Origin of the sequence: Staphylococcus caprae, assembly GCF_003966625.1 — a bacterium.
In the GTDB taxonomy this organism is placed as follows: domain Bacteria; phylum Bacillota; class Bacilli; order Staphylococcales; family Staphylococcaceae; genus Staphylococcus; species Staphylococcus caprae.
Genome location: NZ_AP018587.1, coordinates 2,085,570 through 2,109,714, shown reverse-complemented (window position 1 = coordinate 2,109,714; position 24,145 = coordinate 2,085,570). Strand labels below are relative to the sequence as shown.

Below are 24,145 nucleotides of genomic sequence, written 5' to 3'. Positions count from 1 at the left end.
TCTAACCACTTAAATGAGCCCTCATGTACAGAAACGTACTTGAGGGCTTTGTTGTGTTCTAGCTTGTTATGATGTTTCATTATGAGCTGTCATACGACCTAAGCTTAGACTTATTAGGAAACCTACAATTAATGTTGTTAAAGAAATCGCCCAGGTTAATCCATTTTCAGGAAGACCTGGATAAACTGCGAAAATTGATCCAATAACAAAACCAATGATTAGAGCGAAGGTCATAGTACTGTGATGATGTAAAAAATATTGAATAATGCGACTAGATACCATAAATCCAGTGAGAATTCCTAAACCAACGATAAGTAAAATAGGTAATGCTGAAATATTCAACTTAACAAGTTCAGAAATTGAGAACATTACTGTGCCGTACGCACCAAAAACTAATAACATAAATGACCCAGAAATACCCGGTAACAGCATTGCACTAGAGGCAAACATTCCAGCTATAAAATATTTAATAATAAGACTAAAAGATAAAGATAATGTTTCGCCGGAGTGTTTATCACCGTTATTTAGAAGAGTAATTACAACTAAAATGACGATGCCTGCTAGCACCATTAAATAATGTTTAGTTTTGAAGGTACGCTTGAAATCTGAAACTTTAAGTAAATATGGAATAATACCGATGATTAGTCCAGTAAAGAAGAACATTGTAGAAATTTCGTGGTGACTTAACAAATAATTAAATAAGTTGCTTAATATTGCTATGGCTAAACCCATTCCTATTATAATAGGAAGTAAAAATTTGAGGCTAGGCCAAAACCGTTTGGAAAACAGCCCACTAATTGAACTAATAAATCCGTCATATATACCTAATAGTAAGGCAATTGTTCCACCGCTCACGCCGGGAACTAAATCGCTGGTGCCCATACCAAAACCTTTAAGGATATTAATCCATTTGAAATTGTTCATGAATGGCTCCTTTCTATAAATGATTTAAAGGTTAAAGTGCATCATATCATAGAAATGAAATTTTAGGGCAATAAATACTTTAATATGTCTAAAAATTGGCTATTGAGAAATTAAGAGCTTGTTTATCATTTAATGAAATTTTACGCGTTAGATAAAAATAATTTTATTTAAAGAATAAATCTAAATTAGTGGTTCAAAAAGTTTATATTAGCAACTAAGTGCGTTATAATAAAGAGAATTGAATATCACTAAGTCTTTTTGACTACAGATTAAAATTATTATAAACTAGTTAAGAAAACTTTATATTTTACGGAGGGAATATAAATGTCATCAACATTAGAAATCAAAGACCTACATGTGTCTATTGAGGATAAAGAAATTTTAAAAGGTGTAAATTTAACTGTCAACACAGGTGAAATACATGCAATCATGGGGCCTAACGGAACTGGTAAATCAACATTATCATCTGCAATCATGGGACACCCATCTTACGAAGTGACTCAGGGGGAAGTATTACTAGACGGCGTCAATATCTTAGAATTAGAAGTTGATGAGAGAGCTAAAGCTGGTTTATTCCTAGCTATGCAATATCCTTCAGAAATCACTGGCGTTACTAACGCTGACTTTATGCGTTCAGCTATCAATGCAAAACGTGAAGAAGGACAAGAAATCAACTTAATGCAATTTATTAAGAAGTTAGACAAAGAAATGGATTTCTTAGATATCGATCAAGACATGGCGCAACGTTATTTAAATGAAGGTTTCTCTGGTGGGGAGAAAAAACGTAACGAAATCTTACAATTAATGATGTTAGAACCGAAATTTGCTATTTTAGACGAAATTGACTCAGGTTTAGACATTGACGCATTGAAAGTTGTATCTAAAGGTATTAATCAAATGCGTGGAGAAGACTTTGGCGCATTAATGATTACGCACTATCAACGTTTATTAAACTATATTACACCGGATAAAGTACACGTTATGTATGGTGGTAAAGTTGTTAAATCTGGTGGACCAGAATTAGCTAAACGCCTTGAAGAAGAAGGTTACGAATGGGTTAAAGAAGAATTTGGTGCAACTGAATAGTCGTCAATCAGACTTTTAACATTGAGATGTTCACTTTTAATGATGAAAATGAACATGCCGAGCAACAAACTATTTCATCAAGCAGGAGGAAAAGAAAGTTATGACAACTGAAACTTTGAACATTTCTGAAGCACAACTTGTTGATTATTCAAAAGCGCACAATGAACCTTCTTGGATGACAGAATTACGTAAAAAAGCGTTGGAATTAACAGAAACTTTAGAAATGCCAAAACCTGACAAAACAAAATTACGAAAATGGAACTTTGATACATTTAAACAACACGAAACAAAAGGTAGTGCATATAATAATCTTGATGAACTACCAGAATCAGTAAAGCAAATCATTGATGTGGAGAACACTGAAAACTTAGTCATCCAACATAATAACGATTTAGCTTATACTCAAGTGTCAAACCAAGCTAAAAATGATGGTGTGATTATCGAAGGTTTATCAGAAGCATTAGTTAATCATAGTGACCTAGTTCAAAAATACTTTATGACTGAAGCTGTAGACATTGATGAACATCGTTTAACAGCTTTACACACTGCATTACTTAATGGTGGCGTATTCGTCTATGTACCTAAGAATGTAGTAGTTGAACATCCAATTCAATACGTTGTGTTACATGATGATGAGAATGCTAGTTTCTACAACCACGTTATTATTGTGACTGAGGAAAGTGCTGAAGTTACTTATGTAGAGAACTATTTATCTAACGCAAGTGGTGAAGGTAATCAAATTAATATTGTTTCAGAAGTGATTGCTGGAGCAAATTCAAATGTAGCTTATGGCTCAGTAGATTACTTAGATAAAGGTTTCACTGGTCACATTATTCGTCGTGGTACAACTGAAGCTGATGCATCTATTAAATGGGCATTAGGTTTAATGAACGAAGGTAGTCAAATTATCGACAACACAACAAACCTTGTAGGTGACCGTTCAACAAGTGAATTGAAGTCAGTTGTTGTAGGTACAGGTGATCAAAAAATCAACCTAACTTCTAAAATTGTACAATATGGTAAAGAAACAGATGGTTACATCTTAAAACATGGTGTAATGAAAGAAAACGCATCTTCAGTATTTAACGGTATTGGTTATATTAAACATGGTGGTACGAAATCTATCGCTAACCAAGAATCTCGTGTGTTAATGCTTTCTGAGAATGCACGTGGTGACGCAAACCCAATTCTATTAATAGATGAAGATGATGTTGAAGCAGGTCACGCAGCATCAGTAGGTCGTGTAGACCCTGAACAATTGTATTATTTAATGAGTCGTGGTATTTCAAGAACAGAAGCAGAACGTTTAGTTATTCATGGATTCTTAGATCCTGTAGTTCGCGAATTACCAATCGAGGATGTTAAACGTCAATTAAGAGAAGTTATTGAACGTAAAGTTTCTAAATAAACTTATTTCGCACTATATGAAAAGTAAAACCAAAATACGATGAGATTTTTAATTATAGAAAGGTCGTGAATAAAGTGACCGAACGTACTTTTGATGTAAATTCTATCATCAAAGATTTCCCGATTCTTGAGCAACAAGTAAACGGAAAACGCTTAGCGTATCTTGATTCAACTGCAACAAGTCAAACACCAATACAAGTATTAAACGTTTTAGACGATTATTATAAGCGTTACAATTCAAACGTTCATCGAGGCGTTCATACTTTAGGATCACTAGCAACAGATGGATATGAAAGTGCACGTGAAACTGTGCGCCGTTTCATCAATGCTAAATATTTTGAAGAAATTATTTTCACTAGAGGGACAACAGCATCTATCAATATTGTTGCACGTAGTTATGGAGATGCAAACGTTGAAGAAGGCGATGAAATTGTTGTAACTGAGATGGAACACCATGCGAATATTGTTCCATGGCAACAATTAGCTCAACGTAAAAATGCATCATTAAAATTTATCCCAATGACAGACGAGGGCGAACTTAATCTTGATGACATTAAAGCAACAATCAACGATAAAACGAAAATTGTAGCCATTGCACATGTTTCAAATGTACTTGGAACAATTAATGATGTTAAGACGATAGCAGACATTGCACATGAACATGGCGCAATTATTAGTGTGGACGGTGCACAAGCAGCACCACATATGGCATTAGATATGCAAGAAATTGATGCAGATTTCTATAGCTTTAGTGGACATAAAATGCTTGGTCCTACTGGTATTGGTGTGCTTTACGGTAAACGTGATTTACTTAAAGACATGGAACCAGTCGAATTTGGTGGTGACATGATTGATTTCGTTAGTAAATATGATGCGACATGGGCAGATTTACCAACTAAATTTGAAGCGGGCACACCACTTATTGCTCAAGCGATTGGTTTAGGTGAAGCAATTCGCTACATTGAAGACCTTGGCTTCGATGCGATACACAAACATGAAAAAGAATTAACTGAGTATGCCTATGAACAAATGTCTTCTATAGAAGGATTAGACATTTATGGCCCACCTAAAGATCGTCGTGCTGGAGTGATTACATTTAATCTCTCTGACATCCATCCTCATGATGTCGCAACAGCTGTAGACACTGAGGGTGTTGCAGTACGTGCAGGTCATCATTGCGCTCAACCGCTAATGAAATGGCTCAATGTATCATCAACTGCCCGTGCAAGCTTTTATGTATACAATACAAAAGAAGACGTAGATCAGTTAGTTCAAGCATTGAAACAAACGAAGGAGTTTTTCTCTTATGAATTTTAATAATTTAGATCAACTATACCGATCTGTAATTATGGATCATTATAAGAACCCTAGAAACAAAGGTGTTTTAGATAACGGCTCAATGACAGTAGATATGAACAATCCCACATGTGGTGACCGTATACGTTTAACATTTGATATTGAAGACGGGATAATTAATGATGCGAAGTTCGAAGGAGAAGGTTGCTCTATCTCAATGTCCAGTGCATCTATGATGACTGAAGCTGTAAAAGGTCATTCATTAGCTGAGGCTATGCAAATGAGCCAAGAGTTCACTAAGATGATGCTTGGTGAAGATTATGAAATTACTGAAGATATGGGAGACATTGAAGCTTTACAAGGCGTTTCTCAATTCCCAGCACGTATCAAATGTGCCACACTTGCTTGGAAAGCATTAGAAAAAGGCACAGTCGAAAAAGAAGGTAAAACAGAAGGTACTACTGAAGAAGAGTAATTTATTTACAAAGTTTCCTTCAGTGTATTTGAAAATGAATCGGGTAAACTCAAACTATAACAGCTGTATAGTCTTTAGATGAATATAGCATGTTGTTATAATATAGATATTACAACATTAAAGAATAGTCATTTTTAAATATTACACTTTTAACTATATAAAATTAAAAATCTCACACGCACGTCGTTTATTAATTATAAATTCAAGGAGTGATTAAAATGGCTAAAAAAGCACCTGATGTTGGAGATTATAAATATGGTTTCCACGATGAGGATGTGTCCATTTTCAGATCAGAGCGAGGTTTAACAGAAAATATCGTTACTGAAATTTCTAAAATGAAAGAAGAACCTCAATGGATGTTAAACTTCCGTCTTAAAGCATTGAAATTATTCTATAAAATGCCAATGCCACAATGGGGCGGAGATTTATCAGAATTAAACTTTGATGACATCACATATTACGTTAAACCATCAGAACATACTGAGCGTTCATGGGATGAAGTTCCTGAAGAAATCAAACGTACATTTGATAAATTAGGTATTCCTGAAGCTGAACAAAAATATTTAGCTGGTGTTTCTGCACAATATGAATCAGAAGTTGTTTATCATAATATGGAAAAAGAATTAGAAGAAAAAGGTATTATCTTCAAAGATACAGACAGTGCATTACGTGAAAATGAAGAACTATTTAGAGAATACTTTGCATCTGTTGTACCTGCAGCTGATAACAAATTCGCTGCACTTAACTCAGCTGTATGGTCAGGTGGTTCATTCATCTATGTACCTAAAAACGTTAAATTAGATACACCATTACAAGCGTATTTCCGTATTAACTCTGAAAACATGGGTCAATTCGAACGTACATTGATTATTGCTGATGAAGGTGCATCAGTAAACTATGTTGAAGGTTGTACTGCACCAGTTTATACAACTAGTTCATTACACTCAGCTGTAGTTGAAATCATTGTTCATAAAGATGCGCATGTTCGTTACACAACAATTCAAAACTGGGCCAACAACGTTTATAACTTAGTTACGAAACGTACGTTTGTCCATGAGAATGGTAACATGGAATGGGTTGACGGTAACTTAGGTTCTAAGTTGACTATGAAATACCCTAACTGTGTATTATTAGGTGAAGGTGCAAAAGGTAGCACATTATCTATTGCCTTTGCAGGTAAAGGACAAGTTCAAGATGCGGGTGCTAAAATGATTCACAAAGCACCAAACACATCTTCAACAATTGTATCTAAATCTATCTCTAAAAATGGTGGTAAAGTTATTTATCGTGGTATTGTTCATTTTGGACGTAAAGCTAAAGGTGCACGTTCAAATATCGAATGTGATACGTTAATCTTAGATAATGAATCTACTTCAGATACAATTCCATATAACGAAGTATTTAATGACAATATTTCATTAGAACACGAAGCGAAAGTGTCTAAAGTGTCAGAAGAACAATTATTCTATCTCATGAGCCGTGGTATTTCTGAAGAAGAAGCTACTGAAATGATTGTTATGGGCTTCATTGAACCATTCACAAAAGAATTACCAATGGAATATGCAGTAGAAATGAACCGTTTAATCAAATTCGAGATGGAAGGTTCAATTGGTTAATATAGACTAGAGCTATAAATTTAATAATTATGAATAAACTGCCAACAATTCTTTATACGAGTTGTTGGCAGTTTTTTTGTTGGAATAAAGATTTAATAAAAGGTTATTTGTGTAACAAATATCTGTTAATTAATTAGTAACAGAAAATAAGTAATTAAAATTATTAAAAATAAGTGAAAATACATTGTTCGGATATTAAAATGATTAATGAAAAACAAATCATTTGAGAAGGTTGAGAAATTATGAAAAGCAGAACTAAACTACTTCTAACTATTATAGTTATTGTTGTAGTGATTATTGTATTATTGGTAGGAAGCCTTTTAATGTATAAACATAAAAAGGAAAGACAATTAGTTAAAGATTTAGATAAAACGATATTTAATGTTTATCCAATTAAAAATTTGGAAGATTTTTATAATATAGAAGGTTATAAAGACGAAAATTTCGACAAACAAGATAAAGGAACGTGGTATCTGAATTCAGCCATGAATATCCAGAGAAAAGGAGAAGATTTAAAATCAGAAGGTATGTTGCTAAAAATAAATAGAAATACAAAAACTGCAAAAGGTTATTATTATATAAGCAGTTATTTTACTGATAAACGTGGAAGTCAGGACAGTAGTGAGAAAAGATATCCAGTTAAAATGGTGAATAATAAATTTATAATTACAAAACCAGTTCATGATAATAAAGTAAAAAACAAAATTAAAAATTTTAAGTTTTTTGTTCAATATGGAGATTTTAAAGATTTGAAAACGAATCAGTATTCAAAGTTAGGTTACAATCCTAATGTTCCTAGCTATACCTTAGAATATAATCTAAATAATGAAGAAAATAATGTAAAAAAACTTAGAGAAATTTATAATATCCCTACAAACAAAAAGCCAAAATTGTTAATAGAAGGGCAAAGTAGTCTCGATCACGCAAGAGTAGGATACAAGAGTATAGAATTTTCATTTATAAAGAGAACAGATGAAACAATTTCATTTACAGATAATGTGAACCTGCAACCGTCAAATACAAATTAAAATTCTCGAAATGTAAGTGACGAATTTTATCGACTATAGTTAATCAACTTTAATATCCTAATTATAATTTGATGAAATTCTTTTGAAATAAAAATATGAGTAATATGCAATAAGAGGATAAAGTAGAGATCAACTTCTACCTTATCCTCTTATTTTATTAATGTATATAACTATAGGAACCAGCTTCGCTAGAAGAAATTGTTCTAGTTGAGACGATATAAGGGGCTACCCAGTTCATTTCTGAAATATAAACACTACCATCTGAATTGACACGCTCGACATAAGCGACATGGCCATAGGGACCGTTTATTGTTTGAAGAATCGCACCTTTTTCTGGAGTATGGTCGACTTTGAATCCTGCGCTAGATGCTTGTCCAGCCCAATTTTTCGCATCTCCCCAAAACGTACTTATAGTATGTCCATCTTGAGCACGTTTATCAAATGCGTACCAAGTGCATTGACCTGCAGTGTATAAATTATTCTTATTCGTAAATAGTGGTTGTGAAATAATCTTACCATTACCTAAAGCTAACGGTTTCCCATCTTTAGTTTTAGCTTTTTCATTAAATTCTGAGACTTTAAGTTCATCATATAAGTCATCCATATCTAAGTTAGTAATCATGCCATGTTTATCTTTTTTGAAAGCTTGAGAAACATCAGCGTTATGATCATCATCGTTGTTAAGGTTGGGAGGCGCAATTGGTGAACGGTTATTTTGTGGAGGAGTATCACTATTATTTATTTTTTCCCCTTGATCATTATTCCCATTTTGAACATCTGGTAATGGTGTTGCCCCATTACTTCTATTTAATAAGTTATTAGAATTAGTTTGATTCGATTCTTGAGGTTGATTAACTTTTTTCTGCGAAGTTGAATAACGATGTGCTACATTATTTTGTCCAGAAGAATGATTTGTAGAGATATTATGTTGCCCATCATCATTATTATTTCTGCCATTATTTACATTCCCATTACTTTTCCCATATGTATAAGTAAAAGAACCATCAGATGGATTGACCTTGAAATCTGCGTTTGGATGTTCTTTTTTAGCTTCTTCGATTGTCCCATAATTCTTAGCGTAACCTATATTATCTATATTAAGTATATTTAATATAGTAAGTGTAGAAATAGTTGATAATAATAATTTTTTGCTCATTAATCGCTAATCCTTTATTTGAAATTTTACTTTTATTATACACATAAAAAATACTTAAATGAATAAGGAATTTTAAATTTCTACATTTTTCGAAGTAAAAATAAATAATTATTGATAAATTTGAAGAAAACTATGTACATATACTTATAATTTTTATATTATTTACGTAAGGCACACTAAAACTTTTTTAGTATGTCTACATGCAAGATCTAACTCAAAATTTTCAGGAGGTTCTACAATATGGCACTTATTAAGATGAGTCCGGATGAAATCAGAGCTAAGTCACAATCTTACGGGAATGGATCTGAACAAATTCGTCAAATTTTATCTGATTTAACTCGTGCACAAGGAGAAATCGCTTCAAACTGGGAAGGTCAAGCATTCAATCGTTTCGAAGAGCAATTCCAACAACTTAGTCCAAAAGTTGAAAAATTTGCTCAGTTATTAGAAGAAATTAAACAACAATTAAACAGCACTGCAGACGCAGTTCAAGAACAAGACCAACAGTTGTCTAATAACTTCGGATTACAATAATAATTTTGTGTATAGTAGAGCCACATTTCAATGTGGCTTTACTTTTCATCATGGGGAGAATGTTTTGAAAGGGAAATATAAAAATGAAAAAGAAAAATTGGATATATTCACTCATCATAATATTAATTATAGTGTTAGCCATAGTAGGACTAATTACTTTTGTACATACGAAATATGGAAATCAAGCTGAAAATCATACTAAAAATGAAACTAAAGATTATAAAAATATACATATTGCAATTATAAATGAAGACCAACCAACTAAATATAACGGTAAAAAAATTGAATTAGGTGAACCTTTTATTAAGAGGTTATCTGAGCATAGTAATTACAATTTTGAAACAGTATCAAGAAATATCGCTGAAAATGGACTTAAAGATGGTAAATATCAGGTAATGATTGTTATTCCTAAGAACTTTTCTAAATTAGCAATGCAATTAGATGAAAAAACACCATCAAAAATGTCTATTCAATATAAAACAGCTGTAGGACAAAAAGAGGATGTTGCTAAGAAAACTGAAAAAGTAGTAAGCGATGTTCTTAACGATTTTAATAAGAATTTAATCAATATTTATCTAACAAGTATCATTGATAATTTACATAACGCTCAAGAGAATGTAGGAGACATTATGAAGCGTGAACGTAATGTGGACCAAAACTTTGCCAACTATCTATTAAATCCGCTCAATGATTTTCCAGAATTATTTACGGATACATTAGTAAATTCACTCGTGGCAAATAAAGACATCACGTCATGGATTCAAAATTATAATCATTCACTTCTAAGTGCTAACTCAAATATATTTAACATCGATAATGATTATAACGCTTCTTCAATTGTTCAGGATCAAGGATCATTTTTCGATAAAAATATATCAGCATTAGAACAAACGTTAGATGATTATAAAACTCAAAAGGATAACATTAACGTTGGCGACTACATCTCAGAATTAAAACAAATGAATAAACAAATTGATCAACAATCGGAAGAACAAGACCGTTCTAAAGAAGAATATAATCAAACATTTAAAGAGAATTTAGAAAAAGTTAAAGATGATGTAAAAGAACAAGAATCACCATTTACAAAAGATATGATAGAAGATTATCGTCAGAAATTAACTGAGTCTTTAGAAGAACAACTTAGAAATAATCAAGATCTCAATGACGCATTAGACCAAATTAAACAAGATAATCAAAACATACAAGATACAATGATGAATCATCTTAAAAATACAATAGAAAATGATCATACAGGTTTCGATAATTATTATATTAGAAAGCTGACAAATGAAGATTTAGAAAATGCAGGGTTAAGTTGGAAAGCAACACGTGAATATCAACATATTCTAGATGACATGAATCAATTTATCAGTAAATATAATGAGGCAAACCCTGATCATCCAATTAAACAAGACGATTATCATGGAGAAATTAATGCGGATGATACATCTAAGTTAACTAATGAAGGTGTAAAATTCGAAAGAAAAGAAACAATTAAGAGTAAAGACATCAACAGATTAAGCATTGCGACTGATCCTAACTTCGACTTCGATGGTACTGTCTATATTAATGACAAAAAATATGATGTTAAAGATCAAGACATTAAATTAGATACAACTCAGAAATCATATGATGTAGAAGTTAAAGGTACAGCTAAGTTGAAAGGCGACCATAAAAATCAAGAAGACTTCCTTAAAGATAAAACGATGCATCTACAACTTGTCTTCGGTCAAGCTGATAAAGATGATGAAAATAAGAAAGCGAATGTCGTAGATTTAAGTATCAATCATAACTTGGAAGGCAAATTAGTTAGTGGAGATTTAGACCAACAATTGCGTTCTTTAGATCAATTTAAATCAGAATACGATTTATATAAAGATAGTGATCTTGATCCTAAAAAACCAAAAATTGATAATAAAGCAATTGTGAATATGATGGTTGACCAAGTTATCAAAGATATGGAAAGTTTTAAAGACGATAAGTCTGCATTACTCAAAGAAATTGATTCTCTAAGCAATTCGTCAAACGACATGATTGATAAAATATTTGATAATAAACAAAGCGTTGAAAACAATAAAAAAGAACTTAATTCAATCATTGATAGTTTAAATGATGTTGAAAAGCAACTTGAAGAAGATCCTGAAACACCTAAAATCGAAAAAGATAAAGGTAAAGAATTTACAACTTTATCAACGCATTTAGACGATCAAGTGAATAAATTATCTGAACGTAGTACGAAACTACTTTCAGATAGCCAGAATTCTAAATCTACAGCTGATTCAATCAGTGGAGAATTAAATAAACTTGATGACAATGTCAATAATTTACATGCAAGTGGTAGAGCACTTGGTACAAGAGCGAATGATTTAAATAAACAAATGGCAAACAATGATAAAGATAACCAACTCTTTGCTAAAGATTTTGCAAATGTGCTGAAAAATTCTAAAGATGGAGATCGACAAAATAAAGCACTTAAAGACTTTATGAGTAATCCAATACAGAAACAAAACTTAGAAAACGTATTGGCTAATAATGGAGATAAAGATACGTTCTCACCAACATTACTCGTATTACTGATGTATCTTATCTCAATGATGACAGCATATGTGTTCTATAGTTATGAACGTGCAAAAGGTCAGATTAACTTTATTAAAGATGATTTTAGTAAAAATAATCATATATGGAATAGAGTCATTTCTTCAGCAATAGTGACATTTACTGGAATGGTTGAAGGACTTGCGATTGGGTTAATTGCTATGAATCGTTATCAAGTGATGCCAGGTTATAAGGTTAAATTCATTTTCATGATTCTAGTGACTATGATTGTGTTCGTCTTAATTAATACTTATCTATTAAGACAATTAAAATCTATCGGTATGTTTATCATGATTGTGATATTAGCAGTTTACTTTATCGCGATGAATTACTTGAATCCATCAGGAAGTGGTAGCACGTTAAATCGTTTATCACCATTATCTTACGTAGACTCAATGATTTATAACTATTTAAATGCTGAACATCCAGTAGGTCTCGCATTACTTGTTTTATCATTATTGGCAATTGTAGGATTTGTGTTAAATATGTTCATTAAACACTTTAAGAAAGAGAGGCTCATCTAATGATAATTGAAAGTATGATAGCAATGACATTGTTAACAGCTGATAATCATAGAGGTGACCTTAACATAGAAATTGACCAAGAAGATAAAGAGAATGTGAATAAAGATATAAAAGAATACGACACAACGTTATTTGATAAAGATAGTAAATCTATTAATGACGCAATAAAACAACAACAAAAGAATAAAGATGAAAAAGTTAAAAATAATTTGTTTCAAAACCAAGCGAGTCACACGACTCGCTTGGATGAAACAAAGCACGTATTGTTTTCCCATAAAAGTTCAAATAATGCTGTGGAGAGTGATAAGAGCCCCTATATACAAGACAAACAAAAGAGAAACATCTTTCCTTACATCTTGTTAAGTATAGGGGTTCTTTTGACGTTAGGATTTGTCATATTTTCCATTAGAAGAGGGAGAAGAAGTAAACAATGAACCAACATAAAAAAGTGACTATAGATTTTTCAAATTATCATATGGGGACTTATGATTTATCAGTTCCAATATATTTACCACTTAAAACATTGATTCCTTTAATTATTGATAGTTTAGGTATCGATATTCATAATTTTAAAAACCAAGTTAAAGTAATTACGAAAAATCAATTATTAGTTGAAAATGATAGATTAGTAGATTTTCAAGTTGCAGATGGAGACATTTTGAAATTATTATAGGGAGAATTCAATCATGGCGAATAAAAAATCCAAAGAACTTAGTGAATTAGAAACATTAGATAATAAGCAAGATGTTAAAAAGCATGATAGAGAAGATATGAGAGAAATAACGAAGTCTTCTATTAAGAAAGAACATTATCATTTAATGTACTTACTCGAACAGAAAGCTACTTACTTTATTGATGCTGAATTGACCGAGTTGCGTGATAGTTATCAAGTCTATTATAAGATCTCAGATGATATTACATCTTTTCACAAAATAACGAAGTTCTCTAAAAATGAAAAATTAAGATATTTATTGAATATTGCTAAATTAGAAGATATTAAAAATACAAGATATACCTTCGTTTTAGCACCAAATGAGCTGTATTTTACTAAGGATGGCTTACCACTTCTTAAGACAAGAGGATTGAAAAACATTGTGGAGCCGTTACCAATGTCGGACGAAGATTTTCTGACTCGATATAAAGCGTTAGTAATTACTTCGTTTAATAGTAAGGTTTCATTTGATTCACTTGTTGAAGGGAATTTGGAACTACATAAGGGAACGCCTTTTGAAAATCAAATTATTAATATCAAATCATTAGATGAATTGAAAGATTTTCTTAAGCAACAGTTTAATAAGCAACAAAAAGATTATTCTCAAAATTTCACATATGTTAGAAAAAGAAAATTCCAAATCTTTAAATGGTTAGCTATTGGGGCAAGTATTTTAGGATTATTACTTATCGCATTTTTAGTGTATCTCTATTTTTCAGTTATGAAGAATCATAATCAAGTTGAAAAAGGTTATAAAGACTATGTTAAATCAGACTACACTCAAGTTTTAAATGACTATAAAGATTTAAATGGTAAGAATTTAGATAAAGAAGCGCTATATATTTATGCGAAAAGTTATGTTCAAACGAATAAGCAGGGATTAGAAAAAGATAAAAAAGAAAACTTATTAAATAATATTACTCCAAATTCTAATAAAGATTATTTACTTTATTGGGTTGAACTTGGACAAGGCCATTTAGATGAAGCATTGAATATCGCAACATATTTAGATGATAACGATATTATGAAACTCGCTTTAATTAATAAATTAAGTGATATTAAAAATAATTCAAATCTTTCAAATGATAAACGTTCAGAACAGACTAAGAAATATAATGATAAACTTCAAGATATTTTAGACAAAGAGAAAGAAGTTAAAGACGAAAAAGCTAAAAAGAAAGAAGAAGAAGCTAAGAAAAAAGACGAAAAAGTAAAACAACAAGAAGAAAACGAGAAAAAACAAAAGAAACAAGCTCAAAAAGACAAAGAAAAACGTCAAGAAGCAGAACGCAAAAAATAGTATAGGACTGGGGACTAACTATGCATAAATTGATTATTCAATATAATGACCAAATAAGCATGCTTAATTTAAGAAATGGTAAAACGTATACCATTAGTAATGATAAAGAAGCAGATATTACCTTTAAATTATTAGAAGAACCCATACACCTTGAACAAAATGAACAAGGTGTATGGCAAGCAAATCACACGTCAATATTTAAAGAATTTAAATATCAAACGAACAATGGCGAAGTAATATTCAATATTTATTTTAAAAACAATCTTACTTCATATGCGTATCCTTCATCTAAAGAAGTCATGACAATTGGTGAGAATGCATTTGATGACATTCAAGTTGAAAGCTTGAATGATATTGTGATGGTTAAGGATATCCAACAAATTTATCGCAATCATTTTATCAGAATTGTGCATAATACAAATAACACGCTATTTATTAATTATGAAAAGCAATCGCAAGAAGTAAGTAAAGCGTATATAGGGGACCATGTATTTATAGACGGTATTTGGTTTGAAGTTCAAGAAGAAGGCCTCTCAATACTGTCGCATGGGGACATTCATTCTGAATTGATCGTACTCAATAATGATGAACCGGAAGCTGTTGATACAGATTATAACGATTATCACCGTTCGCCTAGAATCATTCATCGTGAACCTACGGAAACAATTAAAATTGAAAGACCACCTCAACCTGTTCAAAAGAATAACACCATGATTTGGCGAGCGATTATTCCACCTTTAGTAATGATTGCATTGACGGTAATTATCTTCTTAGTAAGACCTATAGGTGTCTATATTTTACTTATGCTTGGTATGAGTACCGTTACAATCATTTTCGGTATCACAACGTATTTCACTGAGAAAAAGAAATATAAAGAAGATGTCGAAAAACGAGAGAAAGATTATAAGAAGTATTTAGAAGAGAAAGCAACAGAAATTAACAAAGCCATCAAAGATCAACGCTTTAGTTTAAATTTTCATTATCCAACATTACCAGAAATTAAAGATATTGTTGAAACGAAGGCACCTAGAATATATGAAAAAACATCTCACCACCATGATTATCTTCACTATAAACTCGGCGTCGCAAATATTAAGAAATCATTTAAAATCGACTACCATGAAGAGGAATTCAATCAACGTCGTGACGAACTCTTTGACGATGCGAAAAGATTGTATGAATTCTATGGTGAAGTTGAACAAGCACCTTTAATCAATGATTTAACACATGGGCCAATCGCTTATGTTGGTACACGTCATCTTATTATAGAAGAAATTGAAAAAATGATTCTTCAATTATCAACGTTCCATAGTTACCATGAATTAGAATTTTTATTGGTAATTAGGGAAGATGAGAAGGACACATTCAGTTGGTCAAGATGGTTACCACATATGACGTTAGGCGCTCAAAATATTAGAGGGTTTGTTTACAATCAACGTACAAGAGACCAAATTCTAACGTCAATTTACAGCATGATTAAAGAGCGTATCCAAACAGTTCGAGAAAAGACACAAAGTAATGAAAAAGTTATATTCACGCCGCATCTTGTATTTATTATCACTGATATGTCTCTAATTATTGACCACGTTATTTTAGAATATGTGAACCAAGACTTAACAGATTATGGAATTTCGCTTATTTTCGTTGAAGATGTCATTGAAAGCTTACCAGAACATGTTGAGACGATTATTGATGTGAAATCACGCACTGAAGGCGAACTTGTTATGAAAAATGAAGAGCTCGTGCAATTAAAATTCACGCCTGAAAATATTGATGGGGTGGATAAAGAGTATATTGCACGTCGTATCGCAAATTTAAATCATATTGAACATATGAAAAATGCGATTCCAGATAGCGTGACATTCTTACAAATGTATAACGTGAATGAAGTAAGCGAATTAGATATCAAGCATCGTTGGCAAGTAAATGAAACATTTAAAACAATGGCAGTGCCATTAGGTGTAAGAGGTAAAGACGACATTCTCAATCTTAACTTACATGAAAAAGCACATGGACCACACGGTTTAATTGCTGGTACGACTGGGTCTGGTAAATCTGAAATAATCCAATCTTACATTCTTTCATTAGCGGTTAACTTCCATCCACATGAAGTGGCATTCTTATTAATCGACTATAAAGGTGGAGGTATGGCGAACTTATTTAAAGACTTGAAACATCTCGTTGGAACAATTACCAACTTAGATGGTGATGAAGCAATGAGAGCGTTAACGTCTATTAAAGCTGAATTACGCCAACGTCAACGTTTATTTGGTAAACATGATGTGAACCATATCAATCAATATCACAAACTATTTAAAGATGGTATTGCAACAGAACCTATGCCACATTTATATATTATTTCGGATGAATTCGCCGAATTAAAATCTGAACAACCTGACTTTATGAAAGAGCTTGTATCAACTGCGCGTATCGGTCGTTCACTAGGAATTCATTTAATTTTAGCTACGCAAAAACCATCAGGTGTCGTTGATGACCAAATTTGGTCGAACTCTAAATTTAAATTGGCGTTGAAAGTGCAAGACCGTCAAGACAGTAATGAAATCTTAAAAACACCTGACGCTGCTGACATCACGTTACCAGGTCGTGCGTATTTACAAGTGGGTAATAATGAAATTTACGAATTGTTCCAATCTGCTTGGAGTGGTGCGACGTATGATGTTGCAGGGGATAATTATGAAGTTGAAGATAAGACGATTTATATGATCAATGATTATGGTCAGTTTGAAGCAATTAATAGAGACCTTAGTGGTTTGGAAAATGAAGAACCACAAGAGAGTCAAACAGAACTTGAAGCGGTGATTCATCACATTCAAGATGTTACACAACAACTAGCAATTGATGACTTAAAACGTCCTTGGTTGCCACCATTACCAGAAGCAGTATATCAAGAAGATTTAATTGAAACATATTTCACAAAATTATGGTCAGATCAACCTAGTGAAGTTGTATTAACGGTAGGCTTAAAAGATGTGCCTGAAGAACAATATCAAGGTCCGCTTGAATTAGAACTTAAAAAAGCAGGGCATATTGCGCTTATTGGAAGTCCTGGTTATGGACGCACCAATTTCTTACACAATACTATTTTCGATATTGCTAGACATTATCGACCAGATCAAGCACATATGTATCTATTCGACTTTGGTACAAATGGTTTAATGCCAGTATCCGATGTTCCTCATGTAGCTGATTACTTTACAGTTGACCAAGAAGATAAAATTGCCAAGTCAATTAAGCGCATTAATCAATTAATCTCTGATCGTAAAAAGCTATTAAGTCAACAACGTGTAGTTAACATTGAACAATACAATCGTGAAACGAACGATGCGGTGCCAAATGTATTTATCATCATTGATAACTACGACACGGTTAAAGAATCACCATTCGTTGAAGAATATGAAGAAATGATGATGAAAGTGACACGTGAAGGTTTAGCACTTGGCGTGTATATCATTTTAACTGGTTCAAGATCTAATGCGATTAAGTCAGCCATTTTCACAAATATTAAAACACGAATTGCACTATATTTATTCGAAAATAACGAACTTACAAATATTATTGGCTCTTATAAAAAAGGAGTTAAAGACATCAAAGGACGAGCTGCGATTAATGATGATAACTTTACTCAGTTCCAAATTGCACAACCATTTAGAGTAGGCGAAGGCGAAACGTATAACAGTCACATTAAAGACGAAATCGCCAAAATGAACGAAAACTTCGTTGGCGATTACCCAGCACACATTCCAATGATGCCAGAGAAAGTAATCAGAGAAGACGTAGAACGAAGATACAATCTCGAACAACTTATCTTAGAAGAACACAAACTACCACTCGGATTAGACTTTGAAGACGTAGAGTTAGTGAGTTTAGAAGTTGATAAATCTTCAATTGTTACCGCAATTAAACCAAATGAACAAGAATATTTAAATCATTTAATTTTAGATCATTTAAGTGTTTACTCCCGTGAACATGTAGTTCTATTAGCAGATGCAGATGAAAACATGGCACAGTATGCGAATGAAGTATCATCTTATTATTCTAGTCCTTCAGATTTAACTATGATCAGAAAAGGATTTTCTCAGGAAATAGCTGCGCGAAAAAATGGAGAAAGATCTACATCTGAAAGAAAAATTGTATTTATTAATAATGTAAAAAGGTTTAATCAAATTACTGGTATGAACGAAAATGAAATACGTTATCTATTTAATGAAGGCGTTAAATATAATGTCTTTGTTATCGGTAGCGGCTTATATTCAGATACCGTCGGCGCATACGATAAAGAAAGCAAAATGATGACTAGAACTGTTAATCAGGCAGTTATTGGTCATAAAATATCTGAACAAGAGTTCATTAGAGTCAAAGATCGATTTGGTGAACCTGAATTGAAATCAAAAGAAATGTATTATATTTCTAATCAAGAATATAAAAAGTTCAAATTATTCGAGGAGTGAAACTGATGATAAAATTAAACAAAGACTCTGTTTCATCGGATATCAATAATATACGAAATAATGGCCAAGGGTTAATGGGAAATAATAGCGAAGTAAACCTATCTAAAACAAATTTAGTCACTTTTGAAGAATACGTAGATATGTTTGAAAGCTATACATCTGCTATATCTAACTATGAAAGTATTGTTAGTCAAGATACTTCAGCTATGGAAACTACGGTCAACGAAATAGTAGAAAATGATCAAAATATTGCTGGACAAATTCGGGAGTCATAAATTTATTGTGAAATTAAAAAGGGATGGGTATGAATGAGTAATAAAGCTGAGATAAGAATGAAAATTTCTCAAAAGGAAAATGAAAAAAGTGGTAAACAAAGCGAATTAAGCGGGTTAAGGGAAGATTTAAAACGTTTGAAAGAGGCTTTAAAAGGTGTAAAAAGTGCTCAAGATGATTTTAATTCCGCACATTCTAAGTACAACAATACTAAGATTGCAGATTCAGATTGGAAAGGGGAAACCAGATCAAAGAGCGACGAACATAAAGAGAACATGGACGAGGAAATGAAAAAAGTAAAAAAAGATTATGAAGAAGCTATAGATGACTTGGAATCTGATATATCTAAAAAAGAGAATGAAATTACAGGAGTAGAGGGAGAAATAACTAGATTAGAAAATGAAATAAATTCTTTAAAAAATAAATTATAGTGAAGGGAGAATGTTGTTATGGGGTTAAAAGTAGATATGAACGAAGTTCATAATATGAAACAATCAATTGATAGTTCTCTAGATTCTCTAAATTCTAAAGTTGAAAATTTAAATAGTAGTATGACAAGTTTGATTGGGACTGACGGTTTTGAAGGGAAAGCTGCCGATAGTGTTAAAAATTATACAAAAACTTTTCATGAAAAAAACATAAGTAAAATAAAAACAATAAATGAAAAATATAAATCAGATATAAAGAAATCAATAGATAAATTTGAGAGCGAAGTAGATAAAAATTCATCTGCTATATTGGTCGAAGATGAAATAAAAGATTATAAACAAAAAATTGACGATACTTTAGGCGATGTCTATAAATCAAGTGACGACGCCAATAATTCGATTATGGATGTAGCAGATTTAACCACTGCTAATAAAATTGACACCACTAATTTAGCTAATAAGATGGCTACATTCAATAAACAAATAGACAAGACATTGGAAAAACTTCGTGATTTTGATACTAATAATTCAATCGATGGGGATCGAACGAACAATTTAATCGAAGAATTAAGTGGTTTAAATTCATATGTTAAAAAGCTATCACCTAATAGAGCTAGGATAAGTTCAACAAGTGGAAAGATAGATAAAGCAAGATTTGTACATAAAACAAGCGAAGAATTGATAAAATGGCAAAAATACATGGAAAGTATTAGCGATAGTATAGAAGGTCAACCTGGTTTAAATAAAAAATACTATGAAGCAATGGTCCAAGCAGGACGGGAGTACTTTGTTGTTAAAGCTATTGGTGATGGTAGTGTCAAAAGAGGTTTTGACAAATTTTTAAAATACAGAGACGTAAATAAAATATTCAATAGTATGAATAAAAGACAATTACGTAGAGTTATGACTCTATTTAATGTAAGTAAGTCAGACATTAAGTTAAAAAATTCATTTAAAAATGCTAGTGAATTTGTGAGAAATAACCCATTTAAAAAAGGAAACTTAGTGAATTGGCTATCAAAAGTGCAGAACTATGATAGTATGAATGCTAAAGTTTTAAGAGAAAGTATAAAAAATAAGAATTTTAAATACCAATTTGGTGATGCAAAGAAATTTTTTGATACAAAAGAAATGAAAAAAGCAGCTAGTACCGAATTTAAAAATACTTTTATTAATCAAGGTCTTAGAGAAGCTTTTGGAAACAAAGGGACTTTCACTATAAGTGGTTTTAAAAATAATTTCAAAAAATATTGGAATAAGAATGTTAGAGGTGGAGTGAACGAATTTAAAAATAAAAATATACTAGGAAAAATAGGTAAAATTACAAAAATGGGAGGGAAGATTTTAAAACCACTTGCAATAGGTTCAGCAATTATGGACAACTATAAAAAAGATGATCCACAAAAAACTTTTGTAGGTTCTGGCGTGGATTTAGCTGCTATTGGGGCGAGCAGTGCTGCAGGAGCAGCAATAGGTACTGCTATTCCAGTTCCAGTATTAGGAACATTGGTAGGAGCCGGTGTAGGAGCGATAGCAGGTTTAGCATTAGAAACGAAACTTCCATTTATTCATAAGTCTGTTACACAAGTAGCTAAAGACGGTATAAATAGTGGTTTGGACAATGCGAAGGATGCATGGAAGAAAACAACTTCAGCATTTAAAATGAATTTTAATTAGAGGTGAATTAAATGTTAAAACAAGCCGTTAGAAATATAAAAAATGCGTATTTAACTCCTTTTGGAATAGCTATAAATGGTCTAACGATTTTATTTTATGGAATATTATTATCTTTAAATAATACGTATCAACGTTTGCCAATATATATAATTATTTTCATAGTGTTATGGTTGATCATTAATATTATATCCATTCTACAAGAGAGAAATAAGAGTATTAACCTTAGTAAAAAACACGTCCTTACTTATATGATAGTAAATGTGTTGTGTGGTTACAGTTTGATAATCGCGTTTATTTCAATTTATTTTATAGGGGCAACTGTTAATGAATTTAATGTATTTAATTATTGGTTATATTTATTAATTATACTCTTAGTATCATGGATAGGATTTCATCTCTTTTGCATTAGTTATTTTAAAGTTATTGACTTATCAATTAATAAACTAATACAAGTAATAGGAATTATTCTTATCATTTTATCTATTATTTCTTTAATTTACTTTGCTTTTATCGTTCCAATTACAGATGGTGAAAATATGTTTATAGTTGGTGGAATTATAGCTTTATTATGTGTATATGGTCTTTTAACTAGAAGCTATTACAATTATTCATGGTATTTATATCTGATGAAAAATGGGGAAGAGGAAGTGCAATAATGGAACTGGGAATGTTAATCATGCCATATTGTGTGAAAATTACATATGAAATTGATGAAAATGATGATTGGTTAGAAGGTTTGGATACGATAAATGATTTTTTTATGGATAAGGATATTTATCCTACGGGACCTATAGTATTTCAAAGAAAATCTATTGGTTTAGGTGAATTTAAATACACAGCCTATATTTCGTTAAACAATGAATTACAAGATATACCTGAATTAAATATTGAATATATTGATGTTTTAGAAGTAGGTCCAACATTATCTGAAAAGTGTTTTGATGAAGAAGAATTTGAACAAGTATATAGACAAATTGAAACAGCTGCAAAAGATAATGATATATCGATTAAAGATGAGCCTTACTATCATGTAATGGTAGATTATTTTGGTGGTACGGCATTTGAAATATATGCTCAGTTAGAAGTGAATGATGGTGAAGTAAATGAATAAACATAGTTATTCAACTATAATGTTGAAACATGTTGCCTACAAAACATATTTTGATGTAACTGAAAGTGACTTTGAGAGCGTATTTTTGAACTTTAATAAGTTATTAGAACGTAAAGGAGTAATTGCTAAAAGCCCCTTACATTTTGCGGTTACTCAAGTGGATTTACATAAGAATTCAAATATTGAAGTTTTTATAGCGGTCAATAAGCCATTCGAGTCATGTGAAGAACTACAGTATAGAACGTATTTCTATATTAACAATTTACTTCAGGGTCGCATAACCTCAAATAATTTTGTTAAAGATGAAATAGAATTGTTAAATGAAATGCAGACATTTGCCAAAGAAAATAATTTGACATTTATTTCACCTTACTATCATATATTCAAGACTAACTATAAGAATGAAAAAGCATGGGTAGAAGTTAAAGCAAAAGTTTATGAAAATGAGTAAATTTTTCTAATAAGAACGGAGAACTTTAATGGTATTTGTAGTATTAATAGGGTTATTTATTCTCTTTTATACAATAATTTTTGTGAGTTTATTAAAAACAGAGGGTTTTGCAATTTTACCTTTATGTATTGATTTACTCATTTTAATATCGATTATTGTTTTTTATTATATAGGTGGATATTTAAAACCTAAGGATTTAAGTAATTATCTTATGTTTACTATGTATGGTTCATATGTATATATGTATTTTGCAATAAAATATTTTTGGATAAAACCAAAAGTAGTTGAGTATGTCATTCTAAAAGAGCATTTAAACTCAGATGAAGATTTGGAAGAACGTGAATTAAATTTACAAACTGCTAGAGTTAGATCAGTATACTATTTTATTATTTCAGTGATGCTTTTCATTATTACAAAATTAAGGATGAATATTGATTTGAAGGATGATGCAGTTTCTGTGAATTCAACTTTGATGTTAATTGGGATTATTATAATAGTTTTATGGTTGATTATTGATTTTTATAGAAAGGGCCGTTATGGTATTTTCTTATTTAAAACAATAGTTCCTCTAACTGTTACTATTTGGATTATTATAACAACCTTAATTTTATAATAGTTTAATAAAATCAAATGATAGGGAGATACATATTATGAAAAGAGTTTTAGTTATATTATTGATGTTAACGATAGTTTTAGCAGGGTGCAATAATGGGGAAAAATATAAAAAAGATATTGATAAAGTTTATAAAGAACAAGAAAAGCTCAACAAAGAGATTTCACTGTTTAGTGATAAAGTAAATACTAAAATTGATCGAGATAAAAGTAATACTCATGTTTATAAAGATGGAAAAGTTATCATCATTGGCATTCAATTATTTAAAAAGGAAAATAAATTACATTACTTCTATTATAATATTAAGGATGGCAAAGCAAAATTTGATGAAGAAGCGGATCCAATGAAATATATGAAAAAACATGATGCTGATTATGAGGAAGAAAATCAAAAAGTTGAAAAGAAATAAATTAAGTAGTCAGTTGAAAATATAATTATTAATAATTTTAATGAAATAGTTATATCGTTGG

The 24,145-nt window shown here is 31.3% G+C and carries 22 protein-coding genes; 20 read left to right on the top strand and 2 right to left on the bottom strand.

Annotated features, from left to right (window positions below; all coding sequences use genetic code 11):
* Positions 1–66 precede the first annotated feature (66 nt).
* Positions 67–924, bottom strand: a complete 858-nt coding sequence (locus tag JMUB898_RS10100) for a polyprenyl-phosphate transporter PopT (RefSeq protein WP_002441670.1) — start codon at positions 922–924, stop codon at positions 67–69.
* Between the two features lie 324 nt (positions 925–1,248).
* Between JMUB898_RS10100 and sufC the strand changes: the two genes are divergently transcribed.
* From sufC to JMUB898_RS10070, 6 genes are all read left to right on the top strand, one after another.
* Positions 1,249–2,010, top strand: a complete 762-nt coding sequence (gene sufC, locus JMUB898_RS10095; protein ID WP_002441672.1) for a Fe-S cluster assembly ATPase SufC — start codon at positions 1,249–1,251, stop codon at positions 2,008–2,010.
* A gap of 100 nt (positions 2,011–2,110) precedes the next feature.
* Positions 2,111–3,418, top strand: a complete 1,308-nt coding sequence (gene sufD, locus JMUB898_RS10090) for a Fe-S cluster assembly protein SufD (protein WP_002441674.1) — start codon at positions 2,111–2,113, stop codon at positions 3,416–3,418.
* A gap of 65 nt (positions 3,419–3,483) precedes the next feature.
* Positions 3,484–4,734 (top strand): cysteine desulfurase, encoded by a 1,251-nt coding sequence (locus JMUB898_RS10085; RefSeq protein ID WP_002441676.1) that lies wholly within the window; start codon positions 3,484–3,486, stop codon positions 4,732–4,734.
* Positions 4,724–5,188, top strand: coding sequence for a Fe-S cluster assembly sulfur transfer protein SufU (gene sufU, locus JMUB898_RS10080; RefSeq protein ID WP_044466333.1), 465 nt, complete (start codon positions 4,724–4,726; stop codon positions 5,186–5,188). The genes JMUB898_RS10085 and sufU overlap by 11 nt, the downstream gene beginning before the upstream one ends.
* Positions 5,189–5,406: 218 nt before the next feature.
* Positions 5,407–6,804: a Fe-S cluster assembly protein SufB gene (gene sufB, locus JMUB898_RS10075; protein WP_002441680.1), complete on the top strand. Its 1,398-nt coding sequence runs from the start codon at positions 5,407–5,409 to the stop codon at positions 6,802–6,804.
* Between the two features lie 242 nt (positions 6,805–7,046).
* The gene (locus JMUB898_RS10070; protein ID WP_002441682.1) at positions 7,047–7,832 is read left to right on the top strand and encodes a tandem-type lipoprotein; all 786 of its coding nucleotides are present in this window, start codon (positions 7,047–7,049) and stop codon (positions 7,830–7,832) included.
* Between the two features lie 157 nt (positions 7,833–7,989).
* Here JMUB898_RS10070 and JMUB898_RS10065 read toward each other — a convergent pair whose 3' ends face one another.
* Complete coding sequence (locus JMUB898_RS10065) at positions 7,990–8,988, bottom strand: CHAP domain-containing protein (protein WP_044466331.1); 999 nt, start codon at positions 8,986–8,988, stop codon at positions 7,990–7,992.
* Between the two features lie 240 nt (positions 8,989–9,228).
* On the opposite strand from JMUB898_RS10065, the gene JMUB898_RS10060 reads away from it, so the two are divergent.
* From JMUB898_RS10060 to JMUB898_RS09995, 14 genes are all read left to right on the top strand, one after another.
* Positions 9,229–9,522 (top strand): WXG100 family type VII secretion target, encoded by a 294-nt coding sequence (locus JMUB898_RS10060; RefSeq protein WP_002441688.1) that lies wholly within the window; start codon positions 9,229–9,231, stop codon positions 9,520–9,522.
* Between the two features lie 83 nt (positions 9,523–9,605).
* Positions 9,606–12,641, top strand: coding sequence for a type VII secretion protein EsaA (gene esaA, locus JMUB898_RS10055; RefSeq protein WP_002441691.1), 3,036 nt, complete (start codon positions 9,606–9,608; stop codon positions 12,639–12,641).
* Positions 12,641–13,075, top strand: coding sequence for a type VII secretion protein EssA (gene essA / locus JMUB898_RS10050; RefSeq protein WP_002441693.1), 435 nt, complete (start codon positions 12,641–12,643; stop codon positions 13,073–13,075). The genes esaA and essA overlap by 1 nt, the downstream gene beginning before the upstream one ends.
* Complete coding sequence (locus tag JMUB898_RS10045; protein WP_002441695.1) at positions 13,072–13,314, top strand: EsaB/YukD family protein; 243 nt, start codon at positions 13,072–13,074, stop codon at positions 13,312–13,314. Before essA ends, JMUB898_RS10045 begins: the two co-directional genes overlap by 4 nt.
* Positions 13,315–13,327: 13 nt before the next feature.
* Complete coding sequence (gene essB / locus JMUB898_RS10040) at positions 13,328–14,653, top strand: type VII secretion protein EssB (RefSeq protein WP_002441698.1); 1,326 nt, start codon at positions 13,328–13,330, stop codon at positions 14,651–14,653.
* Between the two features lie 20 nt (positions 14,654–14,673).
* Positions 14,674–19,122: a type VII secretion protein EssC gene (essC, locus tag JMUB898_RS10035; RefSeq protein WP_126501996.1), complete on the top strand. Its 4,449-nt coding sequence runs from the start codon at positions 14,674–14,676 to the stop codon at positions 19,120–19,122.
* A 5-nt stretch (positions 19,123–19,127) separates the two neighbouring features.
* Complete coding sequence (locus JMUB898_RS10030) at positions 19,128–19,397, top strand: TIGR04197 family type VII secretion effector (protein ID WP_037541224.1); 270 nt, start codon at positions 19,128–19,130, stop codon at positions 19,395–19,397.
* A gap of 33 nt (positions 19,398–19,430) precedes the next feature.
* Positions 19,431–19,826 (top strand): YwqH-like family protein, encoded by a 396-nt coding sequence (locus JMUB898_RS10025; RefSeq protein WP_002441703.1) that lies wholly within the window; start codon positions 19,431–19,433, stop codon positions 19,824–19,826.
* A gap of 18 nt (positions 19,827–19,844) precedes the next feature.
* Complete coding sequence (locus JMUB898_RS10020) at positions 19,845–21,500, top strand: T7SS effector LXG polymorphic toxin (RefSeq protein ID WP_044466328.1); 1,656 nt, start codon at positions 19,845–19,847, stop codon at positions 21,498–21,500.
* Between the two features lie 11 nt (positions 21,501–21,511).
* Positions 21,512–22,156 (top strand): DUF5079 family protein, encoded by a 645-nt coding sequence (locus tag JMUB898_RS10015; RefSeq protein ID WP_002441708.1) that lies wholly within the window; start codon positions 21,512–21,514, stop codon positions 22,154–22,156.
* Positions 22,156–22,611 (top strand): DUF5085 family protein, encoded by a 456-nt coding sequence (locus tag JMUB898_RS10010; protein WP_037541228.1) that lies wholly within the window; start codon positions 22,156–22,158, stop codon positions 22,609–22,611. Before JMUB898_RS10015 ends, JMUB898_RS10010 begins: the two co-directional genes overlap by 1 nt.
* Entirely contained in the window at positions 22,604–23,062 is a 459-nt protein-coding gene (locus tag JMUB898_RS10005; protein ID WP_002441712.1) for a DUF5085 family protein, read from the top strand. The genes JMUB898_RS10010 and JMUB898_RS10005 overlap by 8 nt, the downstream gene beginning before the upstream one ends.
* A 28-nt stretch (positions 23,063–23,090) precedes the next feature.
* The gene (locus JMUB898_RS10000) at positions 23,091–23,675 is read left to right on the top strand and encodes a DUF5080 family protein (protein WP_002441714.1); all 585 of its coding nucleotides are present in this window, start codon (positions 23,091–23,093) and stop codon (positions 23,673–23,675) included.
* A 37-nt stretch (positions 23,676–23,712) separates the two neighbouring features.
* A complete protein-coding gene (locus tag JMUB898_RS09995) occupies positions 23,713–24,084 on the top strand; it encodes a cystatin-like fold lipoprotein (protein WP_002441717.1) in 372 nt (123 codons plus the stop codon).
* Positions 24,085–24,145 lie beyond the last annotated feature (61 nt).